The sequence below is a fragment of the Sphingopyxis sp. LARHCG72 genome, assembly GCF_052871675.1.
The window spans coordinates 235,227-246,864 of the sequence record NZ_JBIXJU010000002.1; the positions used below are offsets into that span (position 1 = coordinate 235,227).

Here is an 11,638-nt window from a genome sequence, read left to right on the forward strand (position 1 = left end):
CTTTGGAGAGCGAGCAATGGAACCGGCTATCAGGCCTTGGAAGTTTGCCCGGCAATCATGTGATTTCCTGTAGCTGCCCAGTCCGCTCAGCCAATATACTGATTATATGGGGCGCGGCCGTGTCGGCCGCCGCAGTCGTCCCTCGGAAAGGTCAGGCGAGATGGCTGGGACGAGAGTGTGAACCGCGCGGGGCCGCGCCGTCGCTTCGGCGGCTTCGCCGCATCCCAGAACTGTTCGGCGTCGCCTAGGAATTGCGGGTCGAAATACGTGCGGGAAGTCTTCGGTTCGGAAAGTTTTCCCCTTGACCTTCCCATCGTTGGAAACCCCACAACCCGGTCAATCGAAGAAAACCGGAGATTTTGTGATGGCCGATGTGGTGCAATTGAAGCGCGAAAGCGATAACCCGGCCACCAGATTGGCGCAGTTAAGCGTCGCCGTCGCCGATATGACCTGCGCCTCGTGCGTCGGCCATGTCGAAAAGGCGATCGCCAAGCTGCCGGGCGTGAACGGGGTCAGCGTCAATCTGGCGACCGAACGCGCCGATGTGACATTCGCGGGCGCCGCTGACCCGATTGCCGTCGTGCAGGCGATCGAGCGCGCGGGCTATCAGGTGCCCGAGGTCGAGGTCGAAATTGGCGTTGCGGGCATGACGTGCGCGTCGTGCGTCGGTCATGTTGAAAAAGCGCTGTCCAAGGTTCCAGGTGTCATTACCGCCACCGTCAATCTGGCGACCGAGAAAGCCAGCATCCGCTATCATCTTGGCATTGCGTCGCTTGGCGATCTGGAGGGCGCGATCCGCGGCGCCGGTTACGAACCGCGCCGGATTGAGGATGATGGCGCATCGTCCGACCAGCAAGCCTCGGCGCGCGAAGAGGAGCTCATCGGCTTGCGCCGGTCGCTGCTTCTCGCCGCGGTGCTGGCCTTGCCGGTCTTCATACTCGAGATGGGCTCGCACCTCATCCCCGCGGTCCATGATTTCGTCATGGCCACGATCGGAATGCAGACGAGCTGGCTGATCCAGTTCGTCCTAACCACGCTGGTGCTCTTCGGGCCTGGGCTACGTTTTTTCCAGAAGGGCATTCCCGCGATCCTGCGCGGCACGCCCGATATGAACTCGCTCGTCACGCTGGGGACGAGCGCCGCCTGGGGCTATTCGCTGGTCGCGACCTTCGCCCCCGGCGTGCTGCCGGCGGGCACCGCCAATGTCTATTATGAAGCCGCGGCGGTGATCGTCGCGCTGATCCTGCTTGGCCGCTATCTTGAGGCCAAGGCCAAGGGGCGAACGTCGGAGGCGATCAAGCGGCTCGTCGGACTGCAGGCGAAAACCGCCCGCGTCGTGCGCGATGGCACGGCGCTGGAAGTCGCGCTCGCGGATGTCCGTACGGGCGATATCGTCCAGGTGCGTCCGGGCGAACGCGTGCCGGTCGATGGCGAAGTTGTTGACGGAAACTCCTATGTTGACGAGTCGATGATCACCGGCGAGCCGGTCCCGGTTGCCAAGTCCGCGGGCGCAGCGGTCGTCGGCGGCACGATCAACAAGACCGGCGCCTTCACCTTCCGCGCGACCAAGGTCGGCGCGGACACGGTGTTGGCGCAGATCATTCGCATGGTCGAGCAGGCGCAGGGATCGAAGCTGCCGATCCAGGCGATGGTCGACAAGGTGACCGCCTGGTTCGTCCCCGCAGTAATGGGGATCGCGGGGCTGACCTTCCTGATCTGGCTCATCTTCGGCCCCGATCCGGCGCTGACCTTCGCGCTGGTGAATGCGGTCGCGGTGCTGATCATCGCCTGCCCGTGCGCGATGGGTCTTGCGACCCCGACGTCGATCATGGTGGGAACCGGGCGCGCTGCCGAACTGGGGGTGCTGTTCCGCAAGGGCGAGGCGCTTCAGACGCTGCGCGACGTGAGCGTCGTGGCGCTCGACAAGACCGGCACGTTGACCAAGGGGCGCCCCGAACTGACCGACATCGAGCCGGCGGCCGGGTTCGGGCGCGACGAGGTGCTCGCGCTGGTCGCCAGCGTCGAAAGCCAGTCCGAGCACCCGATCGCCGAGGCGATCGTGGCTGCCGCGGACGCGCGGGGTCTTGACGTCCAGTCGCCCACAGCATTCGAAGCCATTCCCGGGTACGGCGTTTCGGCGCGGGTCGGCGATCGCGACGTTCGGGTCGGCGCCGACCGGTTCATGAACAAGCTGGGGCATGATGTCTCGGCCTTTGCCGCCAAGGCCCGCGAACTCGGCGCGCAAGGCAAATCCCCGCTCTATGCCGCGATCGACGGCAAGCTTGCGGCGGTGATCGCGGTCGCCGATCCGATCAAGGACACGACGCCCGAGGCGATCAGCGCGCTGCACGCGCTCGGACTCAAGGTCGCGATGATCACCGGCGACAATCAGGCGACGGCCGATGCCGTCGCGCGGACGCTGGGGATCGACGAGGTGGTCGGCGAAGTGCTTCCCGACGGAAAGGTCGATGCGCTCAACCGGCTTCGGGCGGGGGGCCGCAAGGTTGCTTTCGTCGGCGACGGCATCAACGACGCCCCCGCGCTCGCCGAGGCCGATGTCGGCCTGGCGATCGGCACCGGCACTGATGTTGCGATCGAGTCCGCCGACGTCGTTCTGATGTCGGGCGACCTTCGCGGCGTGGTCAATGCGATCGCGCTGTCGAAGGCGACGATCCGGAACATCCAGCAGAATCTGTTCTGGGCGTTCGGCTATAATGCGGCGCTGATCCCCGTCGCAGCCGGCGCGCTCTATCCGCTCAACGGCACTTTGCTGTCGCCGGTCTTCGCGGCTGGTGCGATGGCGCTGTCGAGCGTCTTCGTGCTAAGCAACGCGCTCAGGCTGAAGGCGTTCCGGCCGGTGATCGCGTCCGACAAAAACGCAGAAGGAGAGGCAGCATGAACATCGGCCGCGCTTCCAAATTGTCGGGGGTCTCGACGAAAATGATCCGCTATTATGAGCAGACGGGGCTCATCCCCAAGGCCGCGCGCCACGACTCGGGCTATCGCGACTATGACGAGGCCGACGTGCATCGGCTTCGCTTCATCCGGCGCGCGCGCGATCTCGGCTTTACGGTGGAGCAGATCGGCGAGCTGCTCGGCCTCTGGTCGGACCGGAGCCGCGCCAGCGCCGATGTTAAATCATTCGCGCTGGGACATATCGAACGGCTCCGCGGAAAAATGGCCGAAATCGAAGCGATGGTGCGGACGCTCGAAACGCTCGCCGATCATTGCCACGGCGATGACCGCCCCGACTGCCCGATCATCGAAGGGCTGGCCGACGACGACGGCGAGCCCTCGCGGCTCGAACCCCGCGAGCCGCAGCGTTTCGGCGGACCCGGCGGGCCGCCCGCACGGCGGCACTGAGCCCGCCCGGCCCTGTGGGCCCTGGCCGTTGTCTGGCTGAACCCGGGCGAATCCGGCACATCCACGCCAGCGACGTCGGCGCCGACTGACCACACATCATCGGCATTCGCTTCGACCGAATTAGGGTTGACCCTGCCATCGTTGGAAGCCGCATCTCCTGGCGGGCGGCCAGCACGAGGAGGCATTCCGACGGCCCCAAGCCGTCGCTCCTCTCCGCCGCTCGTGACCGACAAGGAACAAGATCATGCCTGCGACCACTCCCGAGATACTCATCTATTCCACAGCGACCTGTCCCGATTGCCGAGCACTTAAGGCGTGGCTGACCAGCCGCGGACTCGCCTGGACCGAAAAGGATATGTCGGACCCGGCGATCATGGCGGAAGCCAAGATGCGCACCGGCGTGGGCGTCGCACCGATCACGCTTGTTGGCGACCAAATCTTCCACGGAACCTTCGCATCGCAGAAGCCGAGGCTCGTCGAGGCGCTTGGCCTCGCCGACGCCGTTTGAGCGGGGGGCGGCCGTGACGCGAACCGTTGATATCCACCAAGCCGGCCGCGCCATCGCGGTCGGCGACGGCCAGACAATCCTCGAGGCGGCGCTCGATGCCGGCATCGCCTATCCGCATGGCTGCCGTTCGGGCCGCTGCGGCACGTGCAAGTCGCGGCTCGTGGCTGGCGAGGTCGACATGCTGCCCCACACGTGCTTCGCACTCACCCCCGAGGAAAAGGCGCAAGGGCTCATTCTGGCGTGCCGCGCACAGCCGCTCACCAACATTGAGGTCGCATGGCTCGGCAAGGAGGATGAAGCCGTTGCCCACCCGGCCCGCCGCGTCAAAACCGATGTCGCCGCACCCGATGATGCCACGCGCGCCAACACCGAGCCACCGTTTCAGTACGCGGCGCGCCAAGCAGGCGGGAAGACGGCATCATGAATGTCGGGCGGGCCGCCATGTTGATCGGCGCTTCGGCGAGGCTGATCCGGGATCTGGAGCAAATAGGCTTCATCGCCAGGGTGGGCGGCACGGCAGGCAGCCGCCGCGCCTTTTCGCAAATGCTGCGCCTTGCCCGCCGCGGCCGCGATCTCGGCTTGACAATCGAACGGGCGCTGATCCTGCTTCAGCTCTGGCGCGCCCGTTCGGACGCCGATGCCGGGACGATCGCGCACCGCCACGCCGATGCGCTGAAGCGCCATATCACCGACATTCAGGCGATGGTGAGCGCGCTTGAGCATCTCGCCTCCTTCGCCAAAAGCGACGCGCGCGGCGACGGGCCGAACCGCAATGACATGGCAAACGACAAGGCCGCGATAGCCCCGGCTGGACGCGCGCGCCTCCGCCTCCGCCGCAACCCGGCGCGGTTCGCCGCGGAGAAAGCGGCATTGGCCCCGTGGTGCGCGTCGACGGAGCGGCGGACGTGACGCAAGAGATGATAGAAATGTCCGGTGGCGCGCGCAGGCCGGTTCTGATCCTCAGCGTCGCCCAGGCACTTTATCTTTCGACGCTCTCGGTGATCTTCACTTTTTCGGGGCTCGTTGGGGCGGCGCTTGCGCCGATCCCGAGCCTCGCGACGCTCCCCCTCGCACTAAGCACCGTCGTCACCGCCGTCACGACCATTCCGGTTTCGATGCTGATGGCGCGGATCGGGCGCCGCGCCGGCTTCCAGCTCGGCGCTTTCGTCGGCGCCGCGGGCGCCAGCCTCGCGGCTTGGGGAATCGCCAGAGGGGACTTCGCGCTGTTCTGCTTCGGCAACGCACTGATCGGCGTCTTCCAGGCGTCCGCCATGTATTACCGCTTCGCCGCCGCCGACCTCGCCGCGCCGGCGTTCCGCCCGAAGGCCGTATCATGGGTCCTGGCGGGCGGAGTGGCCGCCGCGGTCATCGGCCCCGAGGTAGCAGCGCGAACGCGCGCGCTTGTTCCGGCGGCCGAATATATGGGGGCCTTTCTCGCTGCCGCGCTGCTCGCTCTCTTCTCTATCGCCGTGCTTGCAGCTTTGCGCGCGACGCCGCCCGCGATCGCGGCGGAGGCAGACGCGCGCGGACGCCCGCTGCTGGCGATCATGCGCCAGCCGGTGTTCGTCGTCGCGGCGCTCAATGCCGCCGCCGCCTATATCGTGATGAGCTTCGTGATGACCGCCTCGCCGCTCGCGGTGGTCGCCGCTGGCCACGAGGTCGATGCCGCGGCCAGCGTCACGCGCTGGCATCTCGTCGGTATGTTCGCGCCGTCCTTCTTCACCGGCGGGCTCATCGCCCGCTTCGGGGTGCTGCGTATCCTCGTCGCAGGCGCACTCCTCTTGTCGGTAAGCCTTGCTATCGCGCTCAGCGGGTCGGCGCTATTGGCCTTCCAGGCCTCGCTGCTTCTCCTCGGTGTCGGCTGGAACTTCCTGTTTATCGGCGGCACGACCCTTCTCACCGAAGCCTATGAACCGGCGGAGCGCGCCAGAACCCAGGCCGCCAACGAGTTTCTCGTGTTCGGCACCACGGCGCTCGCGACGCTCGCGGCCGGCACGATACAGACCGGTCAAGGCTGGGCGACGGTCAACATCGCCGCATTCCCGGCGCTGCTGGTCGCGGGACTTGCGACAGCCTGGTTCGCGGTGCGGCGCTCGCGACCGGAGATCGCGGCCAGGTGACGGTATCGGGACCGGCACCGCTGAGGCCGGGATCGGAGCCATATCCGAAGATTTCATGCCGGCGCCGGGGATCCGCCAACAATCGCAAATGGTCCGCATTGCGGCGGGTCTGCGGCGAACAGGTCCAAATATTCGAGAGGCTCCGCGTCCCAAGGCCAAAAAGTCCCACATATGCCGCGATGCCGAGGCAGGGAAATATACCATCAGATGAAGCGGGCGAAGCCGATCGCAAGTGGCCGGCAACTTTCGGACCGGCGCCCATATTTGAACCTTGTCGACAGCCCGGCAGCATCGCAGGCTGATCGCGCCCCGACCGGCCGGCGTCGCAGATCATGTGCTTTTATCCGATGGCGTCGAATGCGCGATGCGGTCACGGGTTTCGGGACGGGCAAGACCAAAGCATTTCGGCCGGGAAGCCGGATGAAGCGCGCCCCGGCTCCATGATTGGATACCGGAGCGCACCCATGGCCGGGCGTCGGTGTTCACCGACGTTCGGGCACTTGACCGACCCGCTCAGGGGGGCTGAGGGAGGGGTAACGGGTCGGCGAGATGTGGCAGGCGGCCTAGCGGTTCAGCCACCGCTGCATTTGTTCGATTTCATTCTCCTGGGCGGCGATGATCGCTTCGGCCAGCTGGCGCACCTCGGGGTCGGCTCCATGTTTCAAGACGACCTGCGCCATCTCGATGGCGCCCTGGTGATGCGGAATCATCCCGCGAAGAAAATCGAAATCGGCATCGCCGCTGAACTTGATCGTCATGGCGGCGTGCATCCGGTCATTCGCTTCCTGATAGGCGCGAATGACCGGGTTTCCGGAAGGGGGCGATCGCATGTGGCCGCGATGCTGGTCATGTTCCATGCGCTTCACTTCTCCTGTTTCAGATCGCGGTGGCGGGATAGCCGTCGTCGGTGAGTGCCTCCTCGATTTCCTGCTGGCTGGCGGAGGTAGTGACGGTGATTGTGCGGGCGACGGTATCGGCCTCGACCACGGCGCCGGGATCGACCTTGGCGATAGCGTCGGTGACGTGCGGCACACAGGAACCGCACGTCATATCGGGTACAAGGAATTGCATGGGATTCTCCTTTGTTCTCGGGTTCCTGCCGATGGAGATGGGGTTTGCCATCGTGGGCAGGTCAAGCGTCGTTCGTGAAAAAATAATTTCGCCCTGCGGTCCTTGACCTTGTCACGATGGCAAACCCCACATCGCCTGAAGATCGCATCACCAGGAGATTTTATGCGCCGTTTCTATATCCCCGATATGACCTGCGGCGGCTGCGCCAGGTCGGTCACCAGGGCGCTGCAAAGCGTCGACCCGCAGGCCCGCATCGAAACCGACCCGCCCGCGCGCGAGGTTCGGGTCGAGAGCGTGGCGGACGAAGCCGCATTCCTCGCGGCGCTCAGCGAAGCAGGCTATCCGGCCGGGACACGTCCCGCAGCCGCAGCCATCCGATCGGGAGATTAGATCATGGATGTCAGACATTTTTTCATGGCCGGCGCGGCGGCGCTGGCGGTGACGGGCATGGCGGCACGACCGTCCTTCGCGGCGGAGGCTCCCCTGAGCGGCGCCTTTGCTCTTCCCGGCATCACGGAGAAAGTGACCGCCGAACTCACTGTCCGGGAGACCGGGCCGCTTGCGCGCGAGCTGGTGATCGCTTTTACCGACAAGATGACGGGGCAGCCCGTCACCCAGTTCGACGAGGAACTGGCGCGGGAACTCCACTTGCTGGCGACCGACAGCGCCTTCTCGACCTTCGTGCACGAGCATCCGGAGAAACCCGGGCCGGACGGGCGCTTCCGGATCGAGGTGCGTTTCCCCAAGGCCGGGCTCTATCATGTGTACGCCGATGTCATGCCGAAGGGGCTCGGCCAGCAGGTCGTCCGCTTCGACGTGCCGGTCGATGTTGAAAAGACCCCGGTCGCGCAGCAATCGCCGCCGGTCGCCGCCGCAGAGGGATCCGACGGCCCCTATTCGATCGAGCTCGACGCCGCGGCGCTCCGGGCCGGCGCCGAAAACATGATCGCCTTGACGATTTTGAAGGATGGCAGGCCCGCGACCGATCTCGGGCTCTATCTCGGCGTGCCCGCGCATGCGGTCTTCGTGAGCACCGACGATCTCGGCTATGTTCACGCGCACGCCATGGCGGATGCTCCGAAAGGCGGCCATCATGCACATGGGCAGCACGCGCATGGATCCCATGCCGATCCAGGGGCGGCCATCCCGGCCAAGCTGATGCTTCACGCAGCGCCGCCACGCGCGGGCCGTTATGCACTGTGGATCCAGTTCATGGGTGGCGGCGAGGTGCGGACGGTGCCCTTCGTCGTCACCGTTCCGCCGGCGCCGTGACCGCGCCGGGGCACGCCGTTGCAACCGCGCCCCTTTCTCGAACTTCTAATGCAAGCCACACGAATTCGATATCGCCCGGTCTCTTCGCGGACAGGGTCGGGCATATCGCGCGTACAGTTGATCGCGGCCGGCCATAGTAGATCGGAAGTGCGGACATCCGTGCCAAAGCGCCAGCTGCGTAACAGGCGCCGCCGACCTTGGGATCAAACCCGGCTCCGCCGAACCGAAACCGATGGAACGAACCATGCCAAATCCACGCTCATCCCACGATCGACATGGCTATGATCACCACCACGTGGGCGGACATGACCATGATCACTCGCATCTTCCGGTGGTTACGGAGGATAACGAACGCAAGATTCTCCTTTCCTTCCTGATCATCTTCGCCTTCATGTTCGTCGAAGCTGTCGGCGGATATCTCTCGGGCTCGCTCGCGCTTCTGGCCGATGCCGGACATATGCTGACCGACGCCATCGCGCTCGGCCTCGCTTACGCCGCCTTCCGTCTCGGAAGGCGGGCTGCCGACGGGCAGCGCAGCTTTGGCTACGCCCGGTTCGAGGTGATCGCCGGGTTCGTCAATGCCCTCACTTTGTTCGGCATTGTCGCGTGGGTTCTCTACGAAGCGGTCGAGCGTTTCCAGAATCCGGGACCGGTTCTGGCCGGCTCGATGTTCGTGGTCGCCCTCACGGGCATGCTCGTGAACCTTTTCGTCCTCTGGTTTCTCACCCGCGGCGATTCAGACCATGTCAATGTCAAGGGTGCGGTGCTGCACGTGATGGGCGACCTGCTCGGCTCCGTCGGCGCCATCGTGGCCGCAGGCGCGATCTGGTTCACGGGCTGGACCCCGATCGACCCTATTCTCTCGGTGCTCGTGTCGCTGCTGATCCTGCGCAGCGCGTGGAGCCTGCTCAAGAACACATTGCATATCCTGCTCGAAGGCGCGCCCGCCAACGCCAGCAGTTCCGAAATATCCGAACATCTTCGTGCGGCCGTCCCGGGCCTGCAGAATGCCAGCCATATCCATATCTGGTCGTTGACGTCGGGGCGCGTGCTGGCGACGCTCCAGGTGCAGCCGGCGGACGGAGCCGATATCCGCCATGTGATTGGCCAGGTCGAGCACGAACTGAAGACGAAATTCCAGATCGAGCACCCGACAATCGGGATCGACTGGGACGGAAATGCCGGTTGCAGCCTCGACGCGCCCGGCCAGGCAATGGCGGCTCATACAGGCCACGCGCACTAGCCGGCTGCGCGTCATGGCTCGACCCTCGTCGATGAATGGTGGAGGTCGAACGAAAAGCCCCCGTTCGCTCCGAAAAGGATCTCCTGCCGGAGACCTTCGCTTGCGGGATACCTACAGGATCAGAGCCGCGCGCGGGAGTCGCGTTCCTGTCTTTTCCATCCGTTCGATCCTGTTGAACGGGCTGTCGTCCCAAAACGCAGAAACCCGCAGTCTGGGCGCTTGAAGCCATCCGCCCCCGAATCGCTGGGCGGGGGCATCCATCATTGGCCGAGTATGACGGGAGCACCTGATTGCCGAAAACAGCGCCGATTCCCAGCCGTCCCCGCGAAACCCGCGTCCTCCATATGCCGCGCCAGCGGAGGCATGGCCCCCGCTGACGTGAGGCTTTCAGCCGACCGGTACATCCTTTTGCGGCCCGGAGGTTCCAACGAACAGCAGCGCCGCGAGCGCGGCAACACCGGCGGCGACCCCCGCTCCCAGGAAGGCGGTCTGGAAACCGGCCAGCATGGTTTCGGCGGTCTGGCCGGTGCCTTCGCCGGAACCGGAGGTCGAGAGCGCAACCATGATGGCGAGGCCGATGGCGGAGCCGATCTGGTAGGTCGTGTTGATCAGCCCTGATGCCAGGCCTGTCTCCTCGGGCCTCGCGCCGGCCATGCCCGTCATCGTCGTCGGAATATAGGCCAGGGCCATGCCGAAGGCGGCGAGGAGAGAAGCCGGCAGAACGTCCATCAAGAAAGTTCCGTCCGGCGGCAGGTTCGCGAACATCCAGAGCGCGCCGCCCATGAGCAGCAGCCCGAGCACAAGATTGGGCTTGGCGCCAAACCGTCCGATCAACCTGCCCGAAAGGCCGACCATCACGACCATGATCGTCACGGTCATCGGTAAAAGCGCGAGGCCGCTGGCGAGCGCCGAGAGGCCGAGGATCTGCTGGAGATAGAGGTTCAGGAAGAACCAAAGCGGGATCCAGGCGGCCCCGAGCAAAGCCATCACGAGATTGCCCGCCGCGAGGTTCGGCGCCTTGAAAATGCCGAGGGGAAGAAGCGGCTCGCGCCGCGCGAACTGGGCAATCAGGAAGATTGCGAAAAGAATTCCCGAAACCACCAGTATCGACAATGTCTGCGAAGGGTCGGAGCCGGCTGATTCGATCGAGACGATGGCATAGACGAGACTGACAAGCGCACCTGTGACGCTGATCGCCCCGAACCAGTCGATGCCGCCGCTGCTGCGCGGTGACTTGCCGAGCACGGCCGGAACGAGCGCCAGCACGAGAAGGCCGAGCGGCACGTTGATCAGGAAGGTCCAGTTCCAGCTCATCCATTCGGTAATGACGCCGCCCAGAAACACGCCGGCCGAGCCGCCCGCCGCGGCAGCGGCGCCCCAGAAACCGAACGCCTTGCCGAGTTCGGCACCATCATGCCCGAAAAGGCGCATGAGGATGGTGAGGGCGGATGGCGCGATCAGCGCGGCGCCCACGCCCTGCAAAGCCCGTCCGGCAAGCAGCATCTCCTGGCTTGGCGCCAGCCCTGCCAGCAGCGACGCCAAGGTGAGTATGGCAAATCCGCCCGCAAAGATGCGGCGGGCGCCGAGCAGATCGCCCAGCCGTCCGCCGAGGAGCAGCAAGCCGCCAAAGGCGATGACATAGGCATTGAAGATCCAGCTCAGCCCGCCCGCGCTGAAGCCGAGGTCGGCCTGCATGGCGGGCAAGGCCACGCCGATGATCGATGTATCGAGGATCACGATGAACTGGGCGGCGCAAAGCAGCGCGAGAGCGGCCCATCTCTTCGGATCGGGTATGAAGTCCTGCATTGGAATTCCCCAAGATCAGTTTCCCGCTTATTGCGATTGATGCCGGGGGTCGGGCTTCCAACGCTGGCATGGTCAATAGCCAAAAGCCTAATTTCGTCTCGATCGATCGAGGTATGCGCCTGAGGGGCCGTAGCGAGGTCGAGCGCGGAAATTCGCGGCGGCGGACGCCGTGTGGAAATTCGCCGCGCGCGCCTCCCTGTTCAAACTACCGGCGAAAAAGCCCTTGACCCTCCAACGATGGAAAACCGCAACCCC

13 protein-coding genes are annotated in these 11,638 nt (G+C 65.1%); 9 read left to right on the top strand and 4 right to left on the bottom strand.

Annotation, left to right across the window (positions count from 1 at the left end; translation table 11 throughout):
* Positions 1–364: 364 nt before the first annotated feature.
* From ACIPPQ_RS06310 to ACIPPQ_RS06335, 6 genes are all read left to right on the top strand, one after another.
* Positions 365–2,899 carry a heavy metal translocating P-type ATPase gene (locus ACIPPQ_RS06310; protein ID WP_015456767.1) on the top strand — a complete coding sequence of 845 codons (2,535 nt, stop codon included), beginning with the start codon at positions 365–367 and terminating at the stop codon, positions 2,897–2,899.
* Positions 2,896–3,363: a Cu(I)-responsive transcriptional regulator gene (cueR, locus tag ACIPPQ_RS06315; RefSeq protein WP_015456766.1), complete on the top strand. Its 468-nt coding sequence runs from the start codon at positions 2,896–2,898 to the stop codon at positions 3,361–3,363. Before ACIPPQ_RS06310 ends, cueR begins: the two co-directional genes overlap by 4 nt.
* Positions 3,364–3,607: 244 nt before the next feature.
* Positions 3,608–3,871 (top strand): glutaredoxin family protein, encoded by a 264-nt coding sequence (locus tag ACIPPQ_RS06320; protein ID WP_446543305.1) that lies wholly within the window; start codon positions 3,608–3,610, stop codon positions 3,869–3,871.
* 13 nt (positions 3,872–3,884) lie between these two features.
* On the top strand, positions 3,885–4,295 hold the full coding sequence (locus ACIPPQ_RS06325; protein ID WP_039578015.1) for a 2Fe-2S iron-sulfur cluster-binding protein: 411 nt from the start codon (positions 3,885–3,887) through the stop codon (positions 4,293–4,295).
* A 17-nt stretch (positions 4,296–4,312) separates the two neighbouring features.
* Positions 4,313–4,780, top strand: a complete 468-nt coding sequence (locus ACIPPQ_RS06330) for a MerR family DNA-binding protein (protein WP_051128685.1) — start codon at positions 4,313–4,315, stop codon at positions 4,778–4,780.
* A gap of 17 nt (positions 4,781–4,797) precedes the next feature.
* Positions 4,798–5,991, top strand: a complete 1,194-nt coding sequence (locus ACIPPQ_RS06335) for an MFS transporter (protein ID WP_039581767.1) — start codon at positions 4,798–4,800, stop codon at positions 5,989–5,991.
* Positions 5,992–6,554: 563 nt separating this feature from the next.
* On the opposite strand, the gene copM is transcribed toward ACIPPQ_RS06335, so the two are convergent.
* Together copM and ACIPPQ_RS06345 are read right to left on the bottom strand one after the other, a co-directional pair.
* A complete protein-coding gene (copM, locus tag ACIPPQ_RS06340; RefSeq protein ID WP_015456761.1) occupies positions 6,555–6,848 on the bottom strand; it encodes a CopM family metallochaperone in 294 nt (97 codons plus the stop codon).
* 19 nt (positions 6,849–6,867) lie between these two features.
* The gene (locus tag ACIPPQ_RS06345; RefSeq protein ID WP_015456760.1) at positions 6,868–7,062 is read right to left on the bottom strand and encodes a heavy-metal-associated domain-containing protein; all 195 of its coding nucleotides are present in this window, start codon (positions 7,060–7,062) and stop codon (positions 6,868–6,870) included.
* Between the two features lie 162 nt (positions 7,063–7,224).
* On the opposite strand from ACIPPQ_RS06345, the gene ACIPPQ_RS06350 reads away from it, so the two are divergent.
* Positions 7,225–7,452 (top strand): heavy-metal-associated domain-containing protein, encoded by a 228-nt coding sequence (locus ACIPPQ_RS06350; protein ID WP_015456759.1) that lies wholly within the window; start codon positions 7,225–7,227, stop codon positions 7,450–7,452.
* Positions 7,453–7,455: 3 nt separating this feature from the next.
* Positions 7,456–8,334, top strand: coding sequence for a hypothetical protein (locus ACIPPQ_RS06355; protein WP_015456758.1), 879 nt, complete (start codon positions 7,456–7,458; stop codon positions 8,332–8,334).
* A 259-nt stretch (positions 8,335–8,593) separates the two neighbouring features.
* Here the strand turns inward: ACIPPQ_RS06355 and ACIPPQ_RS06360 are convergent, their stop codons facing one another.
* A complete protein-coding gene (locus tag ACIPPQ_RS06360) occupies positions 8,594–8,791 on the bottom strand; it encodes a hypothetical protein (protein ID WP_446543535.1) in 198 nt (65 codons plus the stop codon).
* Between ACIPPQ_RS06360 and ACIPPQ_RS06365 the strand changes: the two genes are divergently transcribed.
* Positions 8,726–9,577, top strand: coding sequence for a cation diffusion facilitator family transporter (locus tag ACIPPQ_RS06365; protein ID WP_446543525.1), 852 nt, complete (start codon positions 8,726–8,728; stop codon positions 9,575–9,577). The genes ACIPPQ_RS06360 and ACIPPQ_RS06365 overlap by 66 nt on opposite strands.
* Before the next feature lie 387 nt (positions 9,578–9,964).
* On the opposite strand, the gene ACIPPQ_RS06370 is transcribed toward ACIPPQ_RS06365, so the two are convergent.
* Positions 9,965–11,383 (bottom strand): MFS transporter, encoded by a 1,419-nt coding sequence (locus ACIPPQ_RS06370; RefSeq protein WP_015456756.1) that lies wholly within the window; start codon positions 11,381–11,383, stop codon positions 9,965–9,967.
* Between the last annotated feature and the right edge of the window lie 255 nt (positions 11,384–11,638).

Coding starts and splice junctions, on each gene's coding strand:
- cueR (WP_015456766.1), top strand. CDS start 2,896: ATGAACATCGGCCGCGCTTCCAAATTGTCGGGGGTCTCGACGAAAATG.
- copM (WP_015456761.1), bottom strand. CDS start 6,848: ATGGAACATGACCAGCATCGCGGCCACATGCGATCGCCCCCTTCCGGA.
- ACIPPQ_RS06360 (WP_446543535.1), bottom strand. CDS start 8,791: ATGTCCGGCATCGGCCAGAAGCGCGAGCGAGCCCGAGAGATATCCGCC.
- ACIPPQ_RS06320 (WP_446543305.1), top strand. CDS start 3,608: ATGCCTGCGACCACTCCCGAGATACTCATCTATTCCACAGCGACCTGT.
- ACIPPQ_RS06355 (WP_015456758.1), top strand. CDS start 7,456: ATGGATGTCAGACATTTTTTCATGGCCGGCGCGGCGGCGCTGGCGGTG.
- ACIPPQ_RS06310 (WP_015456767.1), top strand. CDS start 365: ATGGCCGATGTGGTGCAATTGAAGCGCGAAAGCGATAACCCGGCCACC.
- ACIPPQ_RS06365 (WP_446543525.1), top strand. CDS start 8,726: ATGTTCGTCGAAGCTGTCGGCGGATATCTCTCGGGCTCGCTCGCGCTT.
- ACIPPQ_RS06345 (WP_015456760.1), bottom strand. CDS start 7,062: ATGCAATTCCTTGTACCCGATATGACGTGCGGTTCCTGTGTGCCGCAC.
- ACIPPQ_RS06370 (WP_015456756.1), bottom strand. CDS start 11,383: ATGCAGGACTTCATACCCGATCCGAAGAGATGGGCCGCTCTCGCGCTG.
- ACIPPQ_RS06350 (WP_015456759.1), top strand. CDS start 7,225: ATGCGCCGTTTCTATATCCCCGATATGACCTGCGGCGGCTGCGCCAGG.
- ACIPPQ_RS06330 (WP_051128685.1), top strand. CDS start 4,313: ATGTTGATCGGCGCTTCGGCGAGGCTGATCCGGGATCTGGAGCAAATA.
- ACIPPQ_RS06335 (WP_039581767.1), top strand. CDS start 4,798: ATGTCCGGTGGCGCGCGCAGGCCGGTTCTGATCCTCAGCGTCGCCCAG.